Origin of the sequence: Saccharothrix sp. HUAS TT1 (genome assembly GCF_040744945.1) — a bacterium.
Lineage (GTDB): Bacteria > Actinomycetota > Actinomycetes > Mycobacteriales > Pseudonocardiaceae > Actinosynnema.
The window spans coordinates 3149784-3173406 of record NZ_CP160453.1 but is presented as its reverse complement, the minus strand read 5'-3'; the positions used below and the strand labels follow the sequence as shown (position 1 = coordinate 3173406).

General features: G+C 73.2%; 31 protein-coding genes. 8 read left to right on the top strand and 23 right to left on the bottom strand.

Annotation, left to right across the window (positions count from 1 at the left end; all coding sequences use genetic code 11):
- The first annotated feature begins 48 nt into the window (after positions 1-48).
- A complete protein-coding gene (locus AB0F89_RS15810; protein ID WP_367136856.1) occupies positions 49-981 on the top strand; it encodes a TAXI family TRAP transporter solute-binding subunit in 933 nt (310 codons plus the stop codon).
- 228 nt (positions 982-1209) lie between these two features.
- On the opposite strand, the gene AB0F89_RS15805 is transcribed toward AB0F89_RS15810, so the two are convergent.
- Both AB0F89_RS15805 and AB0F89_RS15800 read right to left on the bottom strand, forming a co-directional pair.
- On the bottom strand, positions 1210-1566 hold the full coding sequence (locus AB0F89_RS15805; RefSeq protein WP_367136854.1) for a hypothetical protein: 357 nt from the start codon (positions 1564-1566) through the stop codon (positions 1210-1212).
- Positions 1567-1672: 106 nt separating this feature from the next.
- On the bottom strand, positions 1673-3028 hold the full coding sequence (locus tag AB0F89_RS15800) for an ATP-binding protein (RefSeq protein WP_367136852.1): 1356 nt from the start codon (positions 3026-3028) through the stop codon (positions 1673-1675).
- A gap of 73 nt (positions 3029-3101) precedes the next feature.
- On the opposite strand from AB0F89_RS15800, the gene AB0F89_RS15795 reads away from it, so the two are divergent.
- Positions 3102-3632: a hypothetical protein gene (locus AB0F89_RS15795; protein ID WP_367136850.1), complete on the top strand. Its 531-nt coding sequence runs from the start codon at positions 3102-3104 to the stop codon at positions 3630-3632.
- On the opposite strand, the gene AB0F89_RS15790 is transcribed toward AB0F89_RS15795, so the two are convergent.
- The 8 genes from AB0F89_RS15790 to AB0F89_RS15755 all read right to left on the bottom strand — a co-directional run bounded on the left by AB0F89_RS15790 (position 3633) and on the right by AB0F89_RS15755 (position 11143).
- Positions 3633-4307, bottom strand: a complete 675-nt coding sequence (locus AB0F89_RS15790) for a response regulator transcription factor (RefSeq protein WP_367136848.1) — start codon at positions 4305-4307, stop codon at positions 3633-3635.
- Between the two features lie 5 nt (positions 4308-4312).
- Complete coding sequence (gene lgt, locus AB0F89_RS15785) at positions 4313-5332, bottom strand: prolipoprotein diacylglyceryl transferase (RefSeq protein ID WP_367138878.1); 1020 nt, start codon at positions 5330-5332, stop codon at positions 4313-4315.
- Positions 5333-5367: 35 nt separating this feature from the next.
- Entirely contained in the window at positions 5368-5931 is a 564-nt protein-coding gene (locus AB0F89_RS15780) for a Uma2 family endonuclease (RefSeq protein WP_367136846.1), read from the bottom strand.
- A gap of 150 nt (positions 5932-6081) precedes the next feature.
- Complete coding sequence (trpA, locus tag AB0F89_RS15775; RefSeq protein WP_367136844.1) at positions 6082-6867, bottom strand: tryptophan synthase subunit alpha; 786 nt, start codon at positions 6865-6867, stop codon at positions 6082-6084.
- Positions 6864-8087: a tryptophan synthase subunit beta gene (trpB, locus tag AB0F89_RS15770; RefSeq protein WP_367136842.1), complete on the bottom strand. Its 1224-nt coding sequence runs from the start codon at positions 8085-8087 to the stop codon at positions 6864-6866. Before trpB ends, trpA begins: the two co-directional genes overlap by 4 nt.
- A 31-nt stretch (positions 8088-8118) precedes the next feature.
- On the bottom strand, positions 8119-8928 hold the full coding sequence (gene trpC / locus AB0F89_RS15765; RefSeq protein WP_367136840.1) for an indole-3-glycerol phosphate synthase TrpC: 810 nt from the start codon (positions 8926-8928) through the stop codon (positions 8119-8121).
- A gap of 198 nt (positions 8929-9126) precedes the next feature.
- Complete coding sequence (locus AB0F89_RS15760; RefSeq protein ID WP_367136838.1) at positions 9127-9609, bottom strand: Trp biosynthesis-associated membrane protein; 483 nt, start codon at positions 9607-9609, stop codon at positions 9127-9129.
- Positions 9602-11143 (bottom strand): anthranilate synthase component I, encoded by a 1542-nt coding sequence (locus tag AB0F89_RS15755; protein WP_367136836.1) that lies wholly within the window; start codon positions 11141-11143, stop codon positions 9602-9604. The genes AB0F89_RS15760 and AB0F89_RS15755 overlap by 8 nt, the downstream gene beginning before the upstream one ends.
- A gap of 95 nt (positions 11144-11238) precedes the next feature.
- On the opposite strand from AB0F89_RS15755, the gene AB0F89_RS15750 reads away from it, so the two are divergent.
- Positions 11239-11853 (top strand): TetR family transcriptional regulator, encoded by a 615-nt coding sequence (locus tag AB0F89_RS15750; protein WP_367136834.1) that lies wholly within the window; start codon positions 11239-11241, stop codon positions 11851-11853.
- Positions 11854-11863: 10 nt separating this feature from the next.
- On the opposite strand, the gene hisI is transcribed toward AB0F89_RS15750, so the two are convergent.
- The 3 genes from hisI to hisF are packed head-to-tail and all read right to left on the bottom strand — an operon-like array spanning position 11864 to position 13370.
- On the bottom strand, positions 11864-12223 hold the full coding sequence (gene hisI / locus AB0F89_RS15745; protein ID WP_367136832.1) for a phosphoribosyl-AMP cyclohydrolase: 360 nt from the start codon (positions 12221-12223) through the stop codon (positions 11864-11866).
- A complete protein-coding gene (locus AB0F89_RS15740; protein ID WP_367136830.1) occupies positions 12220-12597 on the bottom strand; it encodes a hypothetical protein in 378 nt (125 codons plus the stop codon). Before AB0F89_RS15740 ends, hisI begins: the two co-directional genes overlap by 4 nt.
- A complete protein-coding gene (hisF, locus tag AB0F89_RS15735; RefSeq protein ID WP_367136828.1) occupies positions 12597-13370 on the bottom strand; it encodes an imidazole glycerol phosphate synthase subunit HisF in 774 nt (257 codons plus the stop codon). Before hisF ends, AB0F89_RS15740 begins: the two co-directional genes overlap by 1 nt.
- Before the next feature lie 328 nt (positions 13371-13698).
- Between hisF and AB0F89_RS15730 the strand changes: the two genes are divergently transcribed.
- From AB0F89_RS15730 to AB0F89_RS15720, 3 genes are all read left to right on the top strand, one after another.
- The gene (locus AB0F89_RS15730; RefSeq protein WP_033437808.1) at positions 13699-13902 is read left to right on the top strand and encodes a cold-shock protein; all 204 of its coding nucleotides are present in this window, start codon (positions 13699-13701) and stop codon (positions 13900-13902) included.
- A 79-nt stretch (positions 13903-13981) separates the two neighbouring features.
- The gene (locus AB0F89_RS15725; RefSeq protein ID WP_367136826.1) at positions 13982-14347 is read left to right on the top strand and encodes a PPOX class F420-dependent oxidoreductase; all 366 of its coding nucleotides are present in this window, start codon (positions 13982-13984) and stop codon (positions 14345-14347) included.
- Between the two features lie 53 nt (positions 14348-14400).
- Positions 14401-15126 (top strand): Clp protease N-terminal domain-containing protein, encoded by a 726-nt coding sequence (locus AB0F89_RS15720; RefSeq protein ID WP_367136824.1) that lies wholly within the window; start codon positions 14401-14403, stop codon positions 15124-15126.
- Here AB0F89_RS15720 and priA read toward each other — a convergent pair.
- The 5 genes from priA to AB0F89_RS15695 are packed head-to-tail and all read right to left on the bottom strand — an operon-like array spanning position 15089 to position 18573.
- Positions 15089-15823 carry a bifunctional 1-(5-phosphoribosyl)-5-((5-phosphoribosylamino)methylideneamino)imidazole-4-carboxamide isomerase/phosphoribosylanthranilate isomerase PriA gene (gene priA / locus AB0F89_RS15715; protein WP_367136822.1) on the bottom strand — a complete coding sequence of 245 codons (735 nt, stop codon included), beginning with the start codon at positions 15821-15823 and terminating at the stop codon, positions 15089-15091. The two genes, AB0F89_RS15720 and priA, sit on opposite strands and share 38 nt — an antisense overlap.
- A gap of 9 nt (positions 15824-15832) precedes the next feature.
- Positions 15833-16468 (bottom strand): imidazole glycerol phosphate synthase subunit HisH, encoded by a 636-nt coding sequence (gene hisH, locus AB0F89_RS15710; RefSeq protein WP_367136820.1) that lies wholly within the window; start codon positions 16466-16468, stop codon positions 15833-15835.
- Between the two features lie 12 nt (positions 16469-16480).
- Positions 16481-16957, bottom strand: a complete 477-nt coding sequence (locus AB0F89_RS15705; protein WP_367136818.1) for a hypothetical protein — start codon at positions 16955-16957, stop codon at positions 16481-16483.
- Positions 16958-16966: 9 nt separating this feature from the next.
- A complete protein-coding gene (locus AB0F89_RS15700) occupies positions 16967-17866 on the bottom strand; it encodes a transketolase family protein (RefSeq protein WP_367136816.1) in 900 nt (299 codons plus the stop codon).
- Positions 17863-18573, bottom strand: a complete 711-nt coding sequence (locus AB0F89_RS15695; RefSeq protein ID WP_367136814.1) for a transketolase — start codon at positions 18571-18573, stop codon at positions 17863-17865. The genes AB0F89_RS15700 and AB0F89_RS15695 overlap by 4 nt, the downstream gene beginning before the upstream one ends.
- Before the next feature lie 53 nt (positions 18574-18626).
- On the opposite strand from AB0F89_RS15695, the gene soxR reads away from it, so the two are divergent.
- Entirely contained in the window at positions 18627-19088 is a 462-nt protein-coding gene (gene soxR / locus AB0F89_RS15690; protein ID WP_367136812.1) for a redox-sensitive transcriptional activator SoxR, read from the top strand.
- 34 nt (positions 19089-19122) lie between these two features.
- Positions 19123-19653: an RNA 2'-phosphotransferase gene (locus AB0F89_RS15685; protein ID WP_367136810.1), complete on the top strand. Its 531-nt coding sequence runs from the start codon at positions 19123-19125 to the stop codon at positions 19651-19653.
- Here AB0F89_RS15685 and AB0F89_RS15680 read toward each other — a convergent pair.
- The 5 genes from AB0F89_RS15680 to hisD form a co-directional block, all read right to left on the bottom strand.
- Complete coding sequence (locus AB0F89_RS15680) at positions 19625-20215, bottom strand: TetR/AcrR family transcriptional regulator (protein ID WP_367136808.1); 591 nt, start codon at positions 20213-20215, stop codon at positions 19625-19627. The two genes, AB0F89_RS15685 and AB0F89_RS15680, sit on opposite strands and share 29 nt — an antisense overlap.
- 165 nt (positions 20216-20380) lie before the next feature.
- A complete protein-coding gene (locus AB0F89_RS15675) occupies positions 20381-20536 on the bottom strand; it encodes a hypothetical protein (RefSeq protein ID WP_367136806.1) in 156 nt (51 codons plus the stop codon).
- A complete protein-coding gene (hisB, locus tag AB0F89_RS15670; protein ID WP_367136804.1) occupies positions 20537-21139 on the bottom strand; it encodes an imidazoleglycerol-phosphate dehydratase HisB in 603 nt (200 codons plus the stop codon).
- Complete coding sequence (locus AB0F89_RS15665) at positions 21136-22239, bottom strand: histidinol-phosphate transaminase (protein ID WP_367136802.1); 1104 nt, start codon at positions 22237-22239, stop codon at positions 21136-21138. Before AB0F89_RS15665 ends, hisB begins: the two co-directional genes overlap by 4 nt.
- Positions 22236-23552, bottom strand: a complete 1317-nt coding sequence (hisD, locus tag AB0F89_RS15660) for a histidinol dehydrogenase (protein WP_367136800.1) — start codon at positions 23550-23552, stop codon at positions 22236-22238. The genes AB0F89_RS15665 and hisD overlap by 4 nt, the downstream gene beginning before the upstream one ends.
- Positions 23553-23623: the final 71 nt, after the last annotated feature.

Below are 23623 nucleotides of genomic sequence, written 5' to 3'. Positions count from 1 at the left end.
TCTGACGTAACACCTCGGTCACCCGGTGGCGGCGTTAGTCTGCGAGGCGTGCAGGTGTCCCGGCGCTCGGTGCTGCTGACCGCGCTGGCCGCGGCCGTCCCCGGTTGCGCGCCCACGCCGACGCCCGAGCTGGACGAGCTGGTCCTGGCCACCGGCCCGGACGGCGCGGTGTTCCGGGAGATCGGCGGCGCGCTGGCGGCGGCGCTGGCCGCGGAACTGCCCGCGACGCGGGTGGTGGAGCGGCGGACCGGCGCGTCGGTGGAGAACGTGCGGCTGCTGCGCGAGGGCCGGGTCCACCTTGGACTGTCTTCATTGGACCCGCTGGTGGACGGCGCGCTGCTGAGCGCCGAGGACCCCGGCGGGATCAGCGCGGTCGGCCGGCTGTACGACAGCTTCATGCAGGTCGCGGTGCCGGTCGACTCGCCGGTGCGCGCGTTGGCCGACCTGGCCGGGCGGCCGGTGTCGTTCGGCCCGTCCGAGTCCGGGACCGAGTTCACCGCGACCAGGCTGCTGTCGCTGCTGGGGGTGCCCGTCGAGGCCCGCCGGATGGAGCACGCCGAGGCGGCCCGGCAGCTGGTGGCCGGTTCGCTGGACGCGGTGCTCGCGCTGACCGGCATCCCGACGCCCGCCATCGCGGACGCGCTGCCGACGTTCCCGGTGCGGCTGCTCGACCTGCCGGACGAGGCGGAGGCCCTGGCGACGGCCTACCCGGGCCCGTACGTGCCGGCCACCATCCCGGCCACGACCTACGGCGACCTGGGCCCGTGCCGCACGTTCGCCGTGCCGAACCTGCTGCTGGCCAGGGCCTCCCTCGACGCGGACGTGGTGGAGGTCGTGACGCGCACCGTGTTCACCCAGTCGGAGCGGATCGCCGCCGGCCACCCGGAGGCCAGCCGGATCAACGTGCGGACCGGCATCGCCACGGGCCAGGTGCCGCTGCACAAGGGCGCCGAGCGCTGGTTCCGCGCCACCAAGCGCTGACCTGCGGCCGTGCCCCCGGCCGCCCACGCCCATCGCCCGGCTGCTGCTTGCTGACCTGCGGCCGTGCGCAAGCTGCCCACGCCTCGTCGCCTGGCGACTGCGCGTTGTCGGCGGCCGTGCGCGGCTGCCCACGCCTCGTCGCCCGGCGATTGCGCATCGATCGGCGGCTGTGCGCCGGCTGCCCGCGCCCGCCGCCCGGCTACGGCGCGTCGATCGGCGGCCGTGCGGTCAGCACAGCGCGACGGGGTCGGTCTCGCTGATGATCGTCCCGTCCGAGACCCAGCCCCCTCCCTCGGCCTCCAACCAGCGCGTCTTGTGCGGCCCGCTCCCGTGCCAACCGCCCTCGGTCCGGCAGTGGAACCGGCTGCTGTCGCCGGAGAGCGCGCCGATGACGTCCGAGTTCCGGTCCGGGGCCGCGTGGACGCGCGCGTCCACGTAGTGCCGGCACACCCACCACGCGTCCCACGTCTCGGTGCAGCCGGGCGCGGCGGCGGGCCCGGCGGCGGCTGAGGCGGGTCCGGCGGTGGCGAAGAGCAGTGCGGCGGCGAGAACGCCTGCGGCGGCTGTCCGGGAGTGCTGTCGCATGGAGATCCCTGACCTGTGCGGGGTGCGGTTCGGGTTCCAGGGTCGCGGCACGGCGCGGCGGGGACAACGGGTCTCACCCGGAAGTGGACCGGGCGGTGCGGTGGGCTCAGGCGCCGAGGCGGACCACGGCGTCCAGGCCGTGCGGCTCGACCGGCAGCAGGAGCAGTTCGCCCCCGGCCGACTCGATCAGCTCGGCGCAGATCGCGAGCCCCAGCCCGGTGCCCGCGACGTTCTGGTGGCGCGGCGCCCGCCAGAACCGGCTCAGCGCGTCGACCCGCTCCCCCTCCGCCAGACCGGCGCCGTCGTCGGTCACGTGCAGCTCCACCCGACCGCCCACCGCCTCGCCCCAGACCCGCACCCGCGTCCCACCGGACAGCCGGATCGCGTTGCCGACCAGCTCGTCCAGCACGCTGCCCAGGCCGCCGGGCGGTTCGAGGACCCGCAGGCCCGGCGGGACGTCGACCACCAGGCGCAGGTCGCCCGCCAGCGCCCGCCACCCGGGGACGTGGGTGGCCAGCAGGTTGTCCACGTCCACCGGCTCGGCGGCGGACGCGCTGTCCAGCCTGGTCGCGGCCAGCAGCGCGTCCAGCACGCGGCCCATCTCCTCGGCCTCGTCCACCGCGATCCGCTGCGCCTCCCGGCCCGCCTCGTCGGCGACGTGCGGCACCAGGTTGTCCACCGCCAGGCGGAGGCTGGCCAGCGGGTTGCGCAGCTGGTGGGAGGCGTCGGCGACGAAGGCCCGCTGCCGGCGCAGCGCGCGCCCGACCACGTCGACCATGGCGTTGAAGCTGGCCGCCAGCCTGCGCAGCTCCGGCGGACCGCCCACCTCGTCGGCGCGGGCGTCGAGCCGGCCGCCCGCCACGGCGGCGGTGGCCTCGTCCAGCTTGCGGACCGGGCGCAGCACCCAGCGCGACATCGGCCACGCCACCGCCACCACGCCGAGCATCGGGACCAGGCCGATCAGCGCCAGCACGCCCCACTGGCGCAGGATCGCCGACCTGAGGCCGTCGGTCGGCGAGATCGTCACGACCGCCGCCACGACCTCGCTGTCCCGGCCGACCGGTTCGACCACGACCAGGTCCACCCGCTCCCACGGCCAGGTCGACTGGTCGGTCTCGCCCCGGTAGCCGCCGAACGCCGCCGCCAGGCCGACCTCGACGTTCGGGTCGGTGAGCGGGAACGGCCGGCGCGACGACTCCAGGACCGTGCCGTCGGTGCCCACCAGCCCCGCCGCGATGCCGTAGAGGCGGTCGTAGCGGACCAGCTCCTCGCGCAACGCGGTCAGCCGGCCGGACGCGAGGGCGTTCTCGGCCAGCGACGCGAACCGGCTGGCGTCACCCAGCCGGTCGAGGTAGGTCTCCTGGCTCTCCCGCTGCACGACGGCGAACGCGAGCGGCACGCCCAGGGCCGCCACCAGGGCTACCAGCAGCGGCACGATGAGGACCAGCAGGCGGCGCAGCACGCGCGGGCAACCTCTCGGTGGTGACGTGCGTCATGTGGTCGGTGGGAAACGCCCGCCGGAAGGGGGAACCAGCATGCTACGCAAGGTCGCGCTCTTGATAGCGGCGGTGACGGCGTTCGCGGTGGTCACGCCGGTGGTGGGGTCCGCCGCGCCCGTCGCGTGCGCGCCGGTCGACTGGGGCTCGGGGGCGAAGCACGCGGCGCAGACCACGACCGGGTCGCTGACGAACATCCGGGCGGGTCAGCAGGAGTGCTACGACCGGCTGGTGTTCGACTTCGCCGGCGCCAACGACGGTTACACGGTGCAGTACGTGCCCGAGGTGACGCACGAGGGCTCGGGCAAGCCGGTGCCGCTGCGCGGTGGCGCCAAGTTGCAGATCACGGTCAACTCGCCCGCGTACGACGAGGACGGCAACCTCACCTACCCGTTCGTGAACGGGTCCGAGCTGGTCGACGTCACCGGCTACCAGACGTTCCGGCAGGTCGCGTGGGCCGGTTCGTTCGAGGGGCAGACGACGGTCGGCCTCGGCGTGCGCGCCGTGCTGCCGTTCCGGGTGTTCACGCTGCCCGGTCGGGTCGTGGTGGACGTCGCCCACGTGTGGTGATCAGTCGTCCGGGGTGTGGGCCGCCACCCGGTAGCCCACGCCCCGGATCGTCTCGATGCGCAGGGCGTGGCCGAGCTTGCCGCGCAGGGCGGCGATGTGGGTGTCCAGCGTGCGCGACGGCGCTTCCCAGTGCGCCTGCCACACCTGGTCCACGATCAGGTCCCGGCTGACGACCGCGCCCGCCCGGCCGACCAGCAGGGCGAGCAGGTCGAACTCCTTGCGGGTGAGCGGCACGGGTTCGCCGTCGACCCTGGCCTCCCGGCCGGCCGGGTCCAGGGTGAGGGGGCCGAGCGTGACCTCGTGCTCGCGCTCGGCGGCCCGGGCGGCGCGGGTGCGGCGCAGCACCGCCTCGATCCGGGCCAGCAGCTCGGCGGTGCCGAACGGCTTGACCACGTAGTCGTCCGCGCCGAGGCGCAGGCCCAGCACGCGTTCGCGCTCCTCGCCGCGCGCGGTGACGGTGATGACGGCGGTGCCGGCGCGGCGCCGGAGTTCGCGCAGCACGTCCAGGCCGTCGCCGTCGGGCAGGCCGAGGTCGAGCAGCACGACGTCCGCCGCCGGCGCGGTGAGCGCCGCGGCGGCCGTGCCGACCCGGTGGACCTCGTAGCCCGCGTGCCGGAGCGCGGTGAGCAGTCCGCGCGCCACCCGGTCGTCGTCTTCGACGACGAGGATGCGCACGGCGGCTACTCGCCCGGCTTCCCGCCGGTGTCCGCGGGGCGGTCGGGCGCCGACTTCGTGCCGGGCACGGTCGCCCCCTCGCCCTCGGCGCTCCCCGCCGCGGCCACGCCATCGTCCGAGTCCGAGTCCGAGTCCGAGGACGCGGACCCGGGACCGCCGTCGGGCTGTTCGCGCACGATGACCTCGCGGTCGCCCTTCTTCGCGGCGAGCACGAAGTAGACGAGCGCGCCGAGGAACACGACGGCGGACGTGATGACGTTGATCCGCAGCCCGAACACCTCGGTAGCCGGGTCGGTCCGCATCAGCTCGATCCAGAACCGGCCGGCCGTGTAGCCCGCGACGTACAGCGCGAACACCCGGCCGTGGCCCAGCCGGAACTTCCGGTCGGCCCACACGATGAGCAGCGCGACGCCGAGGTTCCACAGCAGTTCGTAGAGGAACGTCGGGTGCACGATCTCGATCGGGGTGTGGTCCAGCGCCACGCCGGCCAGGTCGTCCTTGAAGCCGGTCGCCGGGTCGACGCGCTCGTAGATCTCCAGGCCCCACGGCAGCGTGGTGGGACCGCCGTAGAGCTCCTGGTTGAAGTAGTTGCCGAGGCGGCCGACCGCCTGCGCCGCGACGATGCCGGGCGCCAGGGCGTCCGCCATCGCGGGCAGCGGGATGCCCTTGCGCCGGCACGCGATCCACGCGCCCACGCCGCCCAGCGCGATGGCGCCCCAGATGCCGAGGCCGCCGTTCCAGATGGCGAGCGCTCCGAGAGGGTTGCGGCCCTCCCCGAAGTACTTGTGGTAGTCCGTCGCGACGTGGTAGAGCCGCCCGCCAATCAGGCCGAACGGGACCGCGAAGACGGCGATGTCGGTGACCTCGCCCTTCAGCCCGCCCCGGGCGACCCAGCGGCGCTCGCCCCACCAGATGGCCAGCACGATGCCGAGGATGATGCAGAGCGCGTAGGCGCGGAGCGGGATCGGCCCCAGCTGCCAGACACCCTGGTCCGGGCTCGGGATCGTCGCGAGGTAAGTCGTCACCACGGCCCCCACCGTAGCGGGTGGTCCGATCGGGCCTACCTCGACAGCTCGATTGTTACCGGGAAGGGTCTTTCGAGCTTCAGCACGCCACCTTCACTGCGCTCCACCTCCACGTACTCGCCCGCTGCCAACTCGAACATCGTCGCGGTGACCTCGACCTCCTTCGGGTCCACGACCAGGTAGAACGGGATACCGGCCTCGGCGTAGAGCTTCCGCTTCAGCACCAGGTCGTTGACCCTGTTGCTCGGTGAGAGCACTTCTCCCGCCACCACCAGGTCCGCCGCCGGGAGCAACAAGCCCTCCACGCCGGCCACGCTGACGGTGAAGTCGGGGATGAGCATGCGGCTGCCGGACAACTGGAGGTTGAGCCCCGGCAGCACCTCCAGGCCAGGTGGGCAGGCGTCCCGGAGGACCGTGGCGATGTCGAAGAGCAAGCGCTGGTGGCGGAGGTTGCCGATCGGGCTCATGAGCAGTGCCCCGTCGATGAGCTCGACCCGTTGCAGCGTGTCCTCGGGAAGCGCCATGACGTCTTCCAAGGTCCACGGTCCCTCGTGCGCCAACAACGGTCGCGAGTACTCGTAGTCCGCCGGCAGGGCCATGCGACATCACCTCCGGGGGGAGCCCGACGCGCTCCAGTGTCGCACGCCGGGTCGTGGATGGGCTTGATCACGAGCCCAGGATGCCGACGCGCACCGACGATTTCGGGGCCCGGGAGCCACCGAACGGACTACTTCACTCGAACGTGCGTACTACACGGCCGCTGCCGCCTGGCGCACCCCGTTGGCCAACTCCTCCGTCAGCGCCGCGACCGTGTCGTCCTGCACCGCCGACACGAACGCCGAGCCCACGATGACGCCGTCCGCGAACGCCGCCAGCTCCGCCGCCTGGGCGCCGTTGCGCACGCCCAGCCCGACCCCGATCGGCATGTCCGTGTGCTCGCGCACCCGCTCGACCAGCGCCGGGGCCGCCGACGACACCACGTCGCGCGCGCCCGTCACGCCCATCACGGAAGTCGCGTACAGGAACCCGCGCGACGACCGCGCGGTCAGGTCGATCCGCTCCTCCGTGGACGACGGCGCGACCAGGAAGATCCGGTCCAGGTCGTGCGCGTCAGTCGCCTCGATCCACGCCGAGCCCTCGTCCGGCACCAGGTCGGGCGTGATGACGCCCAGCCCGCCGGCCGCCGCGAGGTCGCGCGCGAACCGGTCCACCCCGTACGCGAGCACCGGGTTCCAGTACGTCATCACGACCGCGCGCCCGCCGGCCGCCGCCACCGACTCGACCACGCCGAACAGGTCCCGCACCCGGAACCCGCCGCGCAGCGCCTGCTCGGCCGCGCGCTGGATCGTCACGCCGTCCATCACCGGGTCGGAGAACGGCAGGCCGACCTCGACCAGGTCACACCCGGACGAGACCATCTCCCGCAGCACGTCCTTCGAGCCCTCGACGGTCGGGTAGCCGGCGGGCAGGTACCCGATCAGGGCCGCCCGCGACTCCGCCCGACAAGCCGAGAAGACCGGATCAAGCCTGCTCACGACTCCACCCCCAGCCCGAACCACTTGATCGCGGTGTCCATGTCCTTGTCGCCGCGCCCGGACAGGTTGACCAGGATCAGCCCCTCCGGCCCCAGCTCGCGGCCCAGCACCAGCGCGCCGGCCAGGGCGTGCGCCGACTCGACCGCCGGGATGATGCCCTCCTCCCGCGACAGCAGCGCGAACGCCTCCATCGCCTGGGCGTCGGTCACCGGCCGGTACTCGGCCCGCCCGCTGTCCTTGAGGAACGCGTGCTCGGGCCCGACGCCGGGGTAGTCCAGACCGGCCGAGATGGAGTGCGCCTCGGCGATCTGCCCGTCGGCGTCCTGGAGCACGTACGACATGGCGCCGTGCAGCGAGCCGGGCGTGCCCGCGGTCAGCGTCGCGCCGTGCCGGTCGGTGTCGATGCCGTCGCCGCCGGGCTCCAGGCCGACCAGCCGCACGGACGGGTCGTCGATGAAGCCGTGGAAGATGCCGATGGCGTTGGACCCGCCGCCGACGCACGCGGCCACCACGTCCGGCAGCCGGCCCGCCTTCTCCAGGATCTGCTCGCGCGCCTCGATGCCGATGATCCGGTGGAAGTCGCGCACGAGCACCGGGAACGGGTGCGGCCCGGCGGCCGTGCCGAGCAGGTAGTGGGTGTCGTCGACGTTGGCGACCCAGTCGCGCAGCGCCTCGTTGATGGCGTCCTTCAGCGTGCGCGAGCCGGTCTTGACCGGGATCACCTTCGCGCCGAGCAGGCGCATCCGGGCCACGTTGAGGGCCTGCCGCTCGGTGTCGACCTCGCCCATGTAGACGACGCAGTCCAGGCCCATCAACGCGCACGCGGTGGCGGTGGCCACGCCGTGCTGGCCCGCGCCGGTCTCGGCGATGACCCGCTTCTTGCCCATCCGCTTGGTGAGCAGCGCCTGGCCCAGCACGTTGTTGATCTTGTGCGAGCCGGTGTGGTTCAGGTCCTCGCGCTTGAGGAACACCCGCGCGCCGCCCGCGTGGGCGGCGAACTTCGGCGCCTCGGTGAGCAGCGACGGCCGCCCGGCGAAGTCGCGCAGCAGCCGGGCGAACTCGTCCAGGAACTCGGGGTCGACCCGCGCCTTCTCGTAGAACGCGGCCAGCTCGTCCACCGCGGCGATGAGCGCTTCCGGCATGAACCGGCCGCCCCACGGCCCGAAGTGGCCCCGCTCGTCCGGGTCGTGGGGTGTCGGAGCCAACTGGCCGCGCGACATGCGCTCTCCTTCTGCCGGGTACCGGGTGGTTCTACCGACTGGGCCGGGGGCACGCCGGGTGGGAACCCGCCGTCACCAGCTTGTTCACCGCGACCTTGGGGTCGCCGCTCGTCACCAGGCTCTCGCCGACCAGCACCGCGTCGGCGCCCGCGCCCGCGTACGCCATCAGGTCACCCGGTCCGGTGACGCCCGACTCAGCGATCTTGATGGTGTCGAAGGGCAGGCCGGGCGCGATCCGCCCGAACACGTCCTTGTCCACTTCCAGCGTGTGCAGGTTGCGCGCGTTCACGCCGATGACGCTCGCGCCGGCCTCCAGCGCGCGGTCGGCCTCCTCGGCCGTGTGCACCTCGACCAGGGCGGTCATGCCCAGCGACTCGACCCGGTCCAGCAAGGAGACCAGGGCGTTCTGCTCCAGCGCCGCCACGATCAGCAGCACCAGGTCCGCGCCGTGCAGGCGCGCCTCGTGCACCTGGTACGGGCTGACGATGAAGTCCTTGCGCAGCAGGGGCACGCCCACCGCCGCGCGCACCGCGTCGAAGTCCTCCAGCGAACCGCCGAAGCGGCGCTGCTCGGTCAGCACGCTGATCGCCCGCGCGCCGCCCAGCTCGTACTGCGCGGCGAGTTCCGCGGGCTCCGGGATGTCGGCCAGCTGCCCCTTGGACGGGCTGCGCCGCTTCACCTCGGCGATGACACCCACACCGGGCCCGCGCAGGATCGCCATCACGTCCTGCGGCGGCGCCACCTTCGCCGTCTTCTCCCTGAGCACGTCGAAGGGCAGTGCCGCCTCGCGCACGGCGAGGTCTTCGCGGACGCCTTCGATGATCGACTCGAGCACGGTCATCCGAGCACCTCGCTCGGTTCCGTCAGACCTTCCGGTTCAGTAGCAAGCTCCCGCACGTCATGCTCCCCTTCCCGCCACGAGGATGCTAACCCCGCCGCGCCCCCCGTCCGGCCACCGGGTAGTCCCGTTCACGCTGCTGATCGAGGCCCTTGCGAGCCGACGTGCGCAAACGTGCGGCACCGGCGCGCCGGCACCCGGTCAGTCCCGTTCCGTGGGATCGTCGCCGCGTTCCAGCGCGTTCCACAGCTCCCGCTCGGGATCGGCGGTCCGCTTGGCCGCGCCGGGCGTCTGGTAGCCGCCGCCCAGGCGGGGCATGGCCGAGCCGCGCAGCACGAGCAGCACGCCCGCCGCGACGACCAGCGCCGCAGCGGCCAGCACCAGGCCGCGGCCGAGCGCGGGCCCCTCCGCGTCCAGCCCCTGGAACGCCGCCGCCACGCCCGCCAGCAGCACGACCACGCCGAGCACCCGCCGCACCCAACCGCTCAGCGCCACCGCGGCGGCGATAGCGGCCAGGCACAGCAGCGCCAGCGGGGTCAGCGCGGGCACGACGTCGGCGCCGCTCCGGTCCGCCGAAGAGTCCCACGTCACCCCCGAGGCGCCCCACAGCGCCACCGCGCCGAGCAGCAGCAGCGCCACCACGATCCACAGTGGACGCCGGTCGGACCGGGCCCGCTCAGACACGGGCCGGGTCCACCGCCGGGGACATGGTCTGCGCGGTCGCGATCGCCGACAGCACCGCGCCCGCCTTATTCAGGGTCTCGTTGTCCTCGGCGACCGGGTCCGAGTCGGCCACGATGCCGCCGCCCGCCTGCACGTACGCCACGCCGTCGCGCACCAGGGCGGTCCGGATGGCGATCGCGGTGTCCGCGTCGCCCGCGAAGTCCAGGTAGCCGACGACGCCGCCGTACAGGCCGCGCCTGGTCGGCTCCAGCTCCTCGATCAGCTCCATCGCGCGCGGCTTCGGCGCGCCGGACAGCGTGCCCGCCGGGAAGCACGCCGCGACCGCGTCGAACGCCGTGCGGCCCTCGTCCAGCTCGCCGCTGACCGTGGACACGATGTGCATGACGTGGCTGTACCGCTCGACCTTGAAGAAGTCGACCACGGTCACCGAGCCGGGCTTGCACACCCGGCCCAGGTCGTTGCGGCCCAGGTCGACCAGCATCAGGTGCTCGGCGCGCTCCTTGTGGTCGGCCAGCAGGTCCTTCTCCAGCAGGGCGTCCTCCTCCTCGTCGACGCCCCTCCAACGGGTGCCCGCGATGGGGTGCGTGGTGGCCTTGCCGTCACGCACGGTCACCAGCGACTCCGGGCTGCACCCGACGATGTCGAAGTCCTCCAGCCGCAGCAGGTACATGTACGGGCTGGGGTTGGACGTGCGCAGCACGCGGTAGATGTCGAGCGGGTCGGCGGTGGTCGGCATCTCGAACCGCTGCGACACCACGACCTGGAACGCCTCGCCGGCGCGGATGGCCTCCTTGGCCTTCTCCACCGCGGCGTGGTGCTCCTGCCGGGTGCGGCGGCGGACGAACTCCGGCTTGGGCCGGGAGAACACCGCGGCCGTCGGCGGCGCGGGGCTCTGGAGGTCGCGCGTCATCGTGTCCAGGCGGGCCACCGCGTCGTCGTACGCCGCGTCGACGCGTTCGGGCGAGTCGTCCCAGTTGATGGCGTTGGCGATGAGCGTGACGGTGCCCTCGTGGTGGTCCAGCGCGGCCAGGTCGGTGGCCAGCAGCATGACCAGCTCCGGCACCTTGAGGTCGTCCTCGGCCAGCGACGGCAGCCGCTCCAGCCGCCGCACGGCGTCGTAGCCGATGTAGCCGACCATCCCGCCGGTCAGCGGCGGCAGGCCGGGCAGCGGGTCGGTGCGCAGCACCTCGATGGTCTCGCGCAGCGCCACCAGCGGGTCGCCGCCCTCGGGCAGGCCGACCGGGCGCGGCCCGAGCCAGAACGCCTCGCCGCCGGTCGCGGTGAGCGCGCCCGCGCTGCGCGCGCCGACGAACGACCAGCGCGACCAGGAGCGGCCGTTCTCGGCCGACTCGAACAGGAACGTGCCCGGCCGGTCGGCCGCGAGCTTGCGGTACAGCCCCACGGGCGTCTCCGCGTCCGCCAGCAGCCGCCGCACCACCGGGATGACCCGCCGCTGGGCGGCCAGCTCGCGGAACTCCTCGCGCGTCGGGCTGACCTCGCCCAGACCCGCACCTGCACCGATGACGCTCACCATGGCGACATTGTGCCGGTAGGGCCCGTGCGGCGGTTCGGCCGGGCTCCATTTCAACGCTTGTTGAAATAATGGGTGGGATCGCCCATCATGGTGACGTGAACCAAGGCCCGCGACAAACCGAACCCAAGCGCCGAGGCCGGCGGGCCGGTGGCGAGGACACCAAGGCCGCCCTGCTGGCCGCGGCGCGCGAGGTCTTCGTCGAGCGCGGCTACGAGGGCGCGACCGTCCGGTCCATCGCCGCGCGGGCCGGGGTCGACGCGGCGATGGTCAACCACTGGTTCGGCGGCAAGGAGGGGCTGTTCGCCAAGGCCGTGCTCCACGTGCCGGTCGACATCAACGCGCTGGTGGACCGGCTGCTCGACGGCCCGGACGAGGAGCTCGGCGAGCGGATCGTGCGCAACTTCATCGGCGTGTGGGACCCCATCGGCGGCGGGCCGTTCGCCGCGATGGTGCGCAGCGTGACGTCGCACGACCAGGTCGCCGACGTGCTGCGCGGCTTCTTCGTGCAGACCCTGCTCAAGCGGCTCGTCACGCACATGGGCTCCGCCGACGCCGAACTGCGGGCCACGCTGCTGGCCAGCCAGATCTTCGGCATGGGCATGGTGCGCTACGTGGTGCGGTTCGAGCCGTTCGCCTCGGCCGACGTCGAGACGATGGTCAAGGCCATCGCCCCCAACCTCCAGCGCTACCTGAGCGGCGACCTCGGCTGAGGCCCCGGGGTCAGCCGGGGTCGGCGGGGCCGAGCAGCACCGTCGAGTCGAAGCAGGTCGCGTCACCGGTGTGGCAGGCGGCGCCGACCTGGTCCACGACCAGCAGCAGGGCGTCGCCGTCGCAGTCCAGCCGCACCTCGTGCACGTGCTGCGCGTGCCCGGACGTCTCGCCCTTCACCCACAGCTGCTGCCTGCTGCGCGAGTAGTACGTGGCGCGGCGGGTGGTGAGCGTGCGGTGCAGCGCCTCGTCGTCCATCCACGCGACCATCAGCACCTCCCCGGTGCCGCGCCGCTGCACCACGGCGCACACCAGGCCGTCGGCCGTGCGCTTGAGCCGGGCGGCGATGGACGGGTCGAGCGCGGCGGTCAACGCTGTCCTCCGAGGAAGTGGACGCGGGCGGGGCGGGTGTTGAGCAGCACGACGGCGAAGACGTGCGCCGCGGAGAGCAGGCCGGACAGCACGCGGATCCACACCGGGCCCTGGTTGAGCACGGTGAGCAGGTGGACCAGCGCCGCCAGGCCGAACACGCAGGCGGCGACCAGCCGGGCCGGGCGCGGGCCGGCGACCAGGCCGACCACGGCCAGCAGCTCCAGCACCGCGATGATCACCGGGAACTTCACGTAGGCCGAGTCGCCGTGGACCTGCCACTGGATCACGCCCATGAGCACGAACGCCAGGGCGCCCGCCGCGCCGATGAGGGTCGCGGTGGACACCTCCACGGGGCTGTTTCCGCGCTTCGGCATCACCGGACCTCCACTCCCGCGTCGCGCAGGCCGGCCTTGACGTCGCCGATGCGCAGCGTGCCGAAGTGGAAGACGCTCGCCGCGAGCACCGCGTCCGCGCCCTCCGCCACGGCCGGCGGGAAGTGCTCGACCGCGCCCGCGCCGCCGCTGGCGATCAGCGGCACGTCCACCACCTCCCGCGTCAGCCGGATCAGCTCCAGGTCGAACCCGGCCTTGGTGCCGTCGGCGTCCATGGAGTTCAGCAGGATCTCGCCGACGCCCAGCTCCTGGCCGCGCACGGCCCACTCGACGGCGTCGATGCCGGTGCCCTTGCGCCCGCCGTGCGTGGTGACCTCGAACCCCGAAGGGGTGGGTTCCTCCCCCTCCGGCACGCGCCGCGCGTCCACCGACAGCACGATGCACTGCGCGCCGAAGCGGCGGGACAGGTCGCCGAGCAGTTCCGGGCGGGCGATCGCGGCTGTGTTCACGCTCACCTTGTCCGCGCCGGCGCGGAGCAGCTTGTCCACGTCCTCCGCGCTGCGCACGCCGCCGCCCACCGTGAGGGGGATGAACACCTGCTCCGCCGTGCGCCTGACCACGTCGAACGTGGTCTCGCGGTCGCTGGACGACGCGGTCACGTCGAGGAACGTCAGCTCGTCCGCGCCCTCCGCGTCGTAGGCCCGCGCCAGCTCGACCGGGTCGCCCGCGTCGACCAGGTTGGTGAAGTTCACGCCCTTCACCACCCGACCCCGGTCGACGTCCAGGCAGGGGATCACGCGCACCGCTACTGACATGGGTAAAAGCCTACGTGGAGGCCCTGAGCGGCCGACTCGCCGGTGCCCGAGCGCTCAACTCGGGTGTTCCAGGCGCAGGACTCTCGCGTGCTGGACGTAGGACTCTCGCGTCCTGAGCGTAGGACTCTCGCGGTAGGGACGTAGGACACGCGGAGTTGGAGGCGACGTGGCGGCGAAAGTGTGGTTCACTGGTGGAGGTCGAAAGTTTTGTGTTCGTGTCATCCACGCTCGCGAAACACGTTTGAGCGTGTGATTCCTCAGGGTCAGCGTTTGGACCGGCCTCAGCGGGTGCGTTCGCCCCGTTGGCAGCGGTATGAGGAGTTAAAAGATGGCGCAGGGCACCGTGAAGTGGTTCAACTCGGAGAAGGGCTTCGGCTTCATCTCCCCCGAGGATGGCGGCGCGGACGTGTTCGTGCACTACTCGGAGATCCAGAGCGGCGGCTACCGCAGCCTGGAGGAGAACCAGCGGGTGAGCTTCGACGTCGGCCAGGGCGCCAAGGGCCCGCAGGCGACGAACGTGACGGTCATCTGACCTGAGCGTGACCGGAAGAGCCCCGTTCCCCCCGTGGGAGCGGGGCTCTTCCGCATCCCGGGCACTAGCCTTGCCGGACATGGACCTCGCAGCCGGCAAGTACCTGTTGTTGACCACGTTCCGCAAGGACGGCACCGCCGTGCCGACGCCCGTCTGGGTGGCGGGCGGTGACGGCACGCTGTACGCGTGGTCGGCCGCCGACGCCGGCAAGGTCAAGCGCATCCGCCGCAGCGGCGACGTGCGGGTCGGGCCGTGCGACATCAAGGGCAAGCCCACCGGCGAGCAGGTCCCGGCCACCGCGCGGCTGCTGGACGCGGCGGGCACCGAGCGGGTCCGGTCGCTGATCGCCCGCAAGTACGGCGTCCTGGGCAGGCTCACGCTGCTCGGCAGCAGGCTCCGGCGCGGTCGCGAGGGCACGATCGGCATCGAGATCGTCCCCGCCTGAACGTCGTCAACCAGAGGTTGACGCACTTCTCCCCGTCAACCTACAGTTGACGGGTGATAGCGCCGCCCGTCCAGCTCACGGACCTCATCGTCACCGTCGCGTCGGAGCACACCGACGTGCTCGGCAGGCTGACCGCCGCCGTCGAGCTGAGCGGTCAGCTCGACGAGCTCGGCGACCACCTCATCGGCCACTTCGTGGACGAGGCGCGCCGCGCGGGCGCGAGCTGGACCGACATCGGCGAGAGCATCGGCGTCACCAAGCAGGCCGCGCAGAAGCGGTTCGTGCCCAAGGAGTCGCCGGAGCTGAAGCCGCGCTTCGACCGCTACACCGACCGGGCCCGCCGGGTCGTCGTGCTGGCCCGGCACCACGCCAGGTTCAGCGAGCGCATCGGCACCGAGCACCTGCTGCTCGGCCTGCTGGACGAGTCGCGCGGCCTGGCCGCCAGGACCATCGCCAAGCTGGAGGCGGCCGAGGGCACCACGCGGCTGGCCGTGCTCAACGAGCTGGACGGCGCGGTCCGGCAGCGGCCCGAGCCGCAACCGTTCACCGCGCACTGCAAGAAGGCGCTGGAGCTGGCCGTGCGGGCGTCGCTGCGCCACGGGCACACCTTCGTCGGCACCGAGCACCTGCTGCTCGGCCTGCTCGCCGAGGGCGAGGGCACCGCGGCCAGGGCCCTCGCCCGCACGGGCGTGACCGAGCAGGCCGCGGAGACCTACATCGTCGAGGAGATCGAGGACGCCATCAACCGCGGACAGCTGCCAGCGCCTCCGGGAGCGTGAACGCGCCCGCGTACAGCGCCTTGCCCACGATCGCGCCCTCGACGCCGTCGCGCGACAGGGCGGCCAGCGCGACCAGGTCGTCCACACTGGACACCCCGCCGGAGGCGATCACCGGCGCGTCCGTGCGGGCGCAGACCTCGCGCAGCAGGTCCGCGTTCGGGCCCTGGAGCGTGCCGTCCTTGCTCACGTCGGTCACCACGTAGCGGGCGCAGCCGTCGCGGTCCAGCCGCTCCAGCACCTCCCACAGGTCGCCGCCGTCCTTCGTCCAGCCGCGCGCGGCCACCCGGTGGCCCTGCTCGGTGATCCGCACGTCCAGGCCGACCGCGACCTTGTCGCCGTGCTCGGCGAGCACCTTCGCGCACCACATCGGGTCCTCCAGCGCGGCCGTGCCCAGGTTCACCCGCGCGCAGCCGGTGGCCAGCGCCGCGGCCAGCGACGCGTCGTCGCGGATGCCGCCGGACAGCTCCACCTTCACGTCCAGCTCGCCGACCACCCGGGCCAGCAGCTCGCGGTTCCCACCGCGGCCGAACGCGGCGTCGAGGTCGACCAGGTGCACCCACTCGGCGCCGTCGCGCTGCCACGCGAGGGCGGCGTCCAGCGGGTCGCCGTAGTTGGTCTCGGTGCCGGCCTCGCCCTGCACGAGCCGAACGGCAAGGCCATCGGCCACGTCAACAGCCGGGAGCAGCGTGAAAGTCACGCGAACAGCCTAGTTGAAGCTCTTGAGCCAGTTCTCCAGCAGGTGCGCGCCCGCGTCGCCGGACTTCTCCGGGTGGAACTGGGTCGCCCACAGAGGACCGTTCTCCACCGCCGCGACGAACTCGTCGCCGCCGTGCTCGGCCCACGTCACCAGTGGCGCCCGGAGCGCGTCCGACGCGTCCAGCTCCCACTCGCGCACGCCGTAGGAGTGGACGAAGTAGAACCGGGCGTCGTCGGCCATGCCCGCGAAGAGCTCGGTCCCCTCGGGCGCGCGGACCGTGTTCCAGCCCATGTGCGGCACGACCGGCGCTTCCAGCCGCTCCACCGTGCCCGGCCACTCACCGCAGCCCTCGGTGAGCACACCGTGCTCGATGCCGCGCTCGAACAGGACCTGCATGCCGACGCAGATGCCCAGGACCGGACGGCCGCCGGCGAGGCGCTGCCCGATCAGCCGACCGCCCCTGATCGAGTCCAGACCGGCCATGCAGGCGGCGAACGCGCCCACACCGGGCACCACCAGGCCGTCCGCGTCGAGCGCTGCCCGGTGGTCGGCGGTCACCTCCACCTCGGCGCCGACGCGCTGGAGGGCGCGCTCGGCGGAGCGGATGTTGCCGAATCCGTAGTCCAGCACGACGACCTTGGGCACCCCACCAGCCTACTAGGCCAACGGGGTGCCGCCCTGCGTCACCGGGATCACCGGCAGGACGGTGTTGATCGCCAGTCCCGCTCCGTCCGGCAGGGCGGTCACCCACGTGTCGGCGCGGCCCTCGTCCACCAGGGCCCGGACCTCGGCGACGTCGTCGGGCAGGTCGACGGGCAGCGGCCGGGCGTCCAGGCGCCACCAGCGGACCAGGCCGACCAGCCGCCGGGCCGAGCCGGTGGAGCCCGCGCGCTCGCCGTCGGTCCACACCTCGCAGCCCGGCCCCCACCGCAGCAGCAGCGCCGACCCGCCGGTCTCGCGGACCCGCTCGGCCAGCCCGGTGGCCGCCGGGAACTCGATCCGCCGGGGCGGCAGCAGCACCGTCCCGGACGTCACCGGCACCAGTGCCGCGGGGCCCGCGGCGGCGCGGTGCAGGTCCAGCTGCAACTGCGCGGTCGGCGCGGGTGTCCAGATCAGGGTTCTCGGCGCGCTCACAGGCGGAGATCATGCCGCAGCGGCCGGGTGGCCGAACATCCGACGCACGGCCGCGGCGACGCCGAGCACGTCGAGGTCGTGCGCCGAATCGTGGTCCTCGACGGTGCCGTAGGCGCGCAGCTCGGCGTCCCGCCGCACGCCGAGCGACCGCAGCCGGTGCGGCACGTCCGCCAGCGCCTCCGCCGCCCGGTGCGCCGACGTGCCCTCCAGGTACGGCTCGACCAGCAGCACGTCGGCCCGGTCGACCCGGCTCACGGCGGCCCGGAGGCAGGCCGCGTCGAACGGCCGCGCGGTCGTCGCGTAGAGGACGGTCACGTCCGCGTCCCCGGTGGCCTCCAGCACCGTGTCGAGCATCGGGCCCACCGCCAGCACCACGCCCCGGCGTCCGCGCCGCACCTCGGTGAACCCCTCGACCACCGGGCGCGGCGCGGCGTTCTGCCGCAGTGACAAGCGGATGTAGACGCGGTCGTCGCGCGCCAGGGCGTCGCGCACGACCGGCTCGACCTCGTCCGGGTGACCGGGCACGCGCACCGTCCAGCCCGGCAGGGTGTCGAACAGCGCCACGTCGCCGGGCGCCTGGTGCGTGCGGCCCCACACCGGGTCGTCGTAGGAGCCGCCGATGCTGACCAGCACGCCGCCGACGTCCTGGTGGCCGAAGTCCAGCTTGACCTGCTCGAACGGCCGCTCCACCAGGAACGGCGCGTAGCTGTGCACCACCGGCCGCAACCCGCTCAGCGCCAGCCCGGCGCCGACGCCGACCATCGCCTGCTCGCGGATGCCGACGTTGATCACCCGCTCCCGCGGTGCGAACGCGTCCCGCGAGATCTCCGCCAGCACGACCACGACCCTCGGGTCGTGCCGCATCACGTCCTCCACGGTGTCCACGAACACCTGGCGCATCGACGTCATCGCTCCCCCTCGTCGGTCTCGTCGGCCTTGTCGACCTCGGCCACCACGGCCAGCGGGCGGCCCGGGTGGTCCTGCGTGAGCGCGGCGTGCAGCGCGCCCTGATCGCGTCCGTCCACAGTGGAGGTCTGCCAGCCCTCGACCTCGAACCGGCGCGCCACGCCGCCGGGCCAGCCGTGCGTGCCGGACGCGTTGTCGACCACCACCGCCACCAGGCGGTCCAGGCCGAACCGGCCGGCCAGCGCGATCGCCTCGTGGTTGCTGCCCTCGTCCAGCTCCGCGTCGCCGACCAGCACGAACGTCCGCGCGGACCGCTGTCGCAGGCGCAGCCCGAGCGCGGTGCCGACGGCGATCGGCAGGCCGTGCCCGAGCGAACCGCTGCCGATCTCCACGCCGTTGACCAGCACGCGGTCCGGGTGCTGGCCCAGCGGCGAGTCCCACGCCGTCCACGTGTCCAATGTGGAGGGATCGAGGTAGCCCTTCGCGGCCAGCACGGCGTAGTACGCCATCGGGCCGTGCCCCTTGGACAGCAGGAACCGGTCGCGGTCCGGGTCGTCCACCCGGTCCGGCGAGACGTCCAGCACCCGGTCGTAGAGCACCCACAGCACGTCGAGCGTGGACGCCGCCGCCCACTCGTGCTTCTCGTCGCCTGTCATCCGCCGGAACAGCGCGGGGATCGCCGCGAATCCCGACTCGTCCGTGACTGCCATGGGTTCACTGAACAACTTCGACTTAGGTCGAGGTCAACCCATAGGATGCGCACGTGAGCAAGTTGCCGGAGATGTTGACCATCGGTCAGGTGGCCGAGCGCAGCGGCGTGCCGCACACCGCGCTGCGGTTCTACGAGGAGCGGGGGCTGATCGCGTCCGAGCGGACGGCGGGCAACCAGCGCCGGTACCCGCGGCACGTGCTGCGGCGGTTGGCGTTCATCCGCACCGCGCAGCGGGTCGGGCTGTCGCTGGAGGACGTGCACGCCGCGCTGGCGACGTTGCCGGACAACCGCACGCCGACCAAGTCCGACTGGAGCAGGCTGTCGGCCACCTGGCAGGTGGAGCTGGACGCCCGGATCGACGCGCTGCGGCGGCTGCGCGACCGGCTCACGTCGTGCATCGGGTGCGGCTGCCTGTCGCTGCGCAGCTGCTTCCTGCACAACTTCGACGACGAGCAGGCCGCCGACGGGCCCGGCGCGCCCAAGCTGAAGCCCGCCGTCGAGGGCGGCACCTGAAATCGGCTTGTGCCGCCGTGGTGCACTGGGGTTCGTGCAGGAGAAGGAAGTGATCCGCTTGTCGAAGCGGATGTCGAAGACGCTGCGCCACGACCCGCAACGGGTGGGGCTGACCCTGGACGCGGCGGGGTGGGTCGACTTCGAGGAGTTCGTGCGCGCCCTCGGCGTGAGCCGGGAGCAGGTGCTGGAAGTCGTGGAGCGCAACGACAAGAAGCGCTACGAGGTCGTCGGGGGACGCATCCGGGCCAGTCAGGGGCACACCGTGGCGGTGGAGCTGGACCTGCCGGTGGCCGAGCCGCCCGCGGTGCTGTTCCACGGGACGGTGGGGCGGGTGCTGCCGGACGTCCTGGCCGAGGGGCTGCGGCCGATGGCCAGGCACGACGTGCACCTGTCCGCGACCGTCGAGACGGCCGTCCGGGTCGGTGCGCGGCGGGGGAAGCCGGTGGTGCTCGCGGTCGACGCCGCGGCGATGGTCGCCGACGGGCACGAGTTCCGGGTGAGCGCGAACGGCGTGTGGCTGGTGGCCGCCGTGCCGCCTAGTTACCTGCGAGAACACGTCTTGTGAGCCAGTCCAGGCCCGCGGTCACCTCGTCCGGGCCGAGGCCGCGCACCTGTCTCTGGTACTGGTAGACCTCCGGCGCCAACGGCGCCATCAGGGCGTCCACGACGGCCGTCGGCGCGCCGTCCACCAGCGCGGCCACGTGCCGCCGCCAGAAGCCGTAGGCGCCGGCCCGGAACCGCGCGCCGCCCGTCTCGGCGCCCAGCACCAGGTGCAGGTGCCGTTCCAGCAGGCCGACCATGGTCCGGTAGAACGCGGCCAGCCGCTCGTCCGGCGGCGCGCCCGGCCCCAGCGGCGGCGGGCCGGTGAGGATGAGCTCCTGGATGCCGGCCTCGTGCTCGTCCAGCAGCGCCTGCGCGATCGACGTCGTGTCCGGGTAGCGCCGGTAGAGCGTCGCCCGACCGACGCCGGCGGCCCGCGCGATGTCCTCCATCGTCACCCCGACCGCCCCGCCGGCGGCGGCGAACACCTCTTCCGCGGCGGCCAGGACGCGCGCCCGGTTGCGGGCGGCATCGGCCCGCTCCCGAGGGCGACCGACGGTGATGGTGGCCTCAGCCGGTGACGACATGTGACCAACCATACGCAGACAGCCAAACCCCCGACCGCAACGCGCCCGAACGCCTGACTCGCCTATGCCGAACGTAGGACACGCGCGTTCCGAACGTAGGACTCTCGCGCGTGTCCTACGTTCGGAACGCGAGAGTCCTACGTTCGGGAGCGGTGAGTTGAACGCTCAGAGGAGCCAGAGGATGGCGGCGGCGACGGCGACGACGGTCAGGACCAGCAGGACGACCGCCAGGCCCTTCGCCGTCTTCCAGGTGCTGTAGACGCCGCCGATCAGGAAGCCGGCCAGGGCGATCAGGCCGATGGCGACGTATTCCTCCGGCATCTACAGGACGCCCTTGGTCGACGGGACGACGCCCGCCACCCGCGGGTCGGGCTCGACCGCAGCGCGCAACGCCCTGGCGATCGCCTTGAACTGCGCCTCGGCGATGTGGTGCGGGTCCCGCCCGTACTCCACCCGCACGTGCAGCGCGATCCCCGCGTGGAACGCCAGCGAGTCGAACACGTGCCGGTTCAGCACGAACGGGTAGTTCCCGCCGATGGTGAACGCGTTGAACTGCTCCGGCTCCCCCACGTGCACGCAGTACGGTCGCCCGGACACGTCCACCGCCGCGTGCGCCAGCGTCTCGTCCATCGGGATCCACGCGTCGCCGAACCGGCGGATGCCCGCCTTGTCGCCCAACGCCTCCCGCAACGCCTGGCCGAGCACGATCGCCACGTCCTCCACGGTGTGGTGCGCGTCGATCTCCACGTCGCCCGTCGCCCGCACGACCAGGTCGAACGACCCGTGCACGCCCAGCGCCGTCAGCATGTGGTCGTAGAACGGCACGCCGGTGCCGATCTCGACCTTCCCGGTGCCGTCGAGGTCCACCTCGACGTGCACCGACGACTCCCTGGTGGTGCGTTCCACCTTGCCGACCCGGCTCACCGACCAACCTCCTTGCTCGCCGCGAGGAACGCGTCGTTCTCCTCCGGAGTGCCGACCGTCACCCGCAGATGTCCGGCGATGCCGACGTCCCTGATCAGCACACCGCGTTCCAAATACGACCGCCACGTGGCGTGCGCGTCCTCGAACCAGCCGAACAGCACGAAGTTCGCGTCGCTCGCCACCACCGAGAACCCGAGGCCGGTCAGCGCGTCGACCACCCGGTCGCGCTCGGCCGCCAACCGGGCCACCGAGCCCAGCGTCTCCGACGCGTGCCGCAGCGACGCCCGCGCCGCCGCCTGGGTCAGCGCCGACAGGTGGTACGGCAGCCGCACCAGCTGCAGCGCGTCCACCACGGCGGGCGCGGCGGCCAGGTAGCCCAGCCGGCCGCCGGCGAAGGCGAACGCCTTGCTCATGGTCCGGCTGACGATCAGCTTGGCCGGGTGGTCCGCCAGCAGCACGACCGCGCTCGGCCGCGACGAGAACTCCGCGTACGCCTCGTCCACCACGACGACGCCCGGCGCGGCCTCGATCAGCACCCGCAGGTCCTCGACCGGCAGGCTCTGCCCGGTCGGGTTGTTCGGGCTGGTCACGAACACCACGTCCGGCGCGCGCGAGGCGATCACCGCCGCCGCCGCGTCGACGTCCAGCGAGAAGTCCGCGCGGCGGGGCGTCGGCGCCCACTCGGTGCGGGTGCCGGCGGCGATGATCGGGTGCATCGAGTACGACGGCTCGAAGCCGAGCGCGGACCGGCCGGGCCCGCCGAACGCCTGCAGGATCTGCTGCAGCACCTCGTTGGACCCGTTGGCCGCCCACACGTTCGCCGAGGTCAGCGGCACGCCCGTGGACGACGCCAGGTAGTCGGCCAGGTCCTCGCGCAGCGCCACCGCGTCCCGGTCCGGGTAGCGGTGCAGCTCGCCCGCGATGGCCGCCACCTCGCGCACCACGTCCTCCACCAGGGCGGGCGTGGGCGGGTAGGGGTTCTCGTTGGTGTTCAACCGCACCGGGACGTCCAGCTGCGGCGCGCCGTACGGCGTCCGGCCGCGCAGGTCCTCGCGCAGGGGGAGGTCGACCAGCTCCACCCGCGATCCGATCGGCTTCACCCGCGGAACCTCGCCGTCACGGCCTGGCCGTGCGCGGGCAGGTCCTCGGCGTTCGCCAGCGCCACGACGTGCGGCGCGACCTCGCGCAGCGCGTCCTCGCTGTAGTCGATCACGTGGATGCCGCGCAGGAACGTCTGCACCGACAGCCCCGACGAGTGCCGCGCGCACCCGCCGGTGGGCAGCACGTGGTTGGAGCCCGCACAGTAGTCGCCGAGCGACACCGGCGAGTGCGGGCCGACGAAGATCGCGCCGGCGGCGCGCACCCGGCCCGCGACCTCGCGGGCGTCGGCGGTCTGCACCTCCAGGTGCTCGGCGGCGTAGACGTCCACCACCCGCAGCCCCTCGTCCACGGTGGACACCAGCACCGCGCCGGACTGCTTGCCCCGCAACGCGGTCCGGACGCGCTCGCTGTGCCGGGTCGCGTCGACCTGGCGCTCCAGCTCCGCGTCGACGGCGTCGGCCAGCTCCTCGGACGTGGTCACCAGCACGCTCGCGGCCAGCGTGTCGTGCTCGGCCTGGCTGATCAGGTCGGCGGCCACGTGCACCGGGTCGGCGGTGTGGTCGGCCAGGACCGCGATCTCGGTCGGCCCGGCCTCGGAGTCGATGCCGACCAGGCCGCGCAGCAGGCGCTTGGCCGCGGTCAGGTAGATGTTGCCGGGACCGGTGACCAGGTCGACCGGCTCCAGCTCGCCGCCGTCGGTGTCCGTGCCGCCGTACGCGAGCAGGGCGACGGCCAGGGCGCCGCCCACGGCCCACACCTCGGTCACGCCGAGCAGCGCCGCCGCGGCCATGATCGTCGGGTGCGGCAGGCCGCCGAACTCCGCCTGCGGCGGCGAGCAGACCACCAGCGACCCGACGCCCGCGAGCTGCGCCGGCACCACGTTCATCACCACGCTGGACGGGTAGACGGCCAGGCCGCCGGGCGCGTACAGGCCGACTCGGGCCACCGGCGCCCAGCGCTCGGTGACCGTGCCGCCGGGCACGACCTGGGTGGTCGTGTCGACCCGGCGCTGGTCGGCGTGCACCTTGCGGGCGCGGGCGACGGACTCCTCCAGGGCCGCGCGGACGGCGGGGGCCAGCTCGGCCAGCGCGCGGTCCAGCTCGGCGGCGGGCACCCGGACGGAGGCCGGGCGGACCCCGTCGAACCTCTCGCCGTGCTCCAGCACGGCCTCCACGCCGCGGGCGCGCACGTCGTCCACCAGCGGCCGGACCTGATGCAGCACCGCGTCCACGTCGACCTCGGCGCGCGGCAGCGCGGCGCGCAGTTCGGCGGCGGACGGGACACGACCTCGCAGGTCGATGCGGCTGAGCATGCCTCAAGGGTAAGGCTTCGCGAATTCCGTCAACTGTCAGCCCGCGCCCGGGTGGCGAACCCGACAAACGG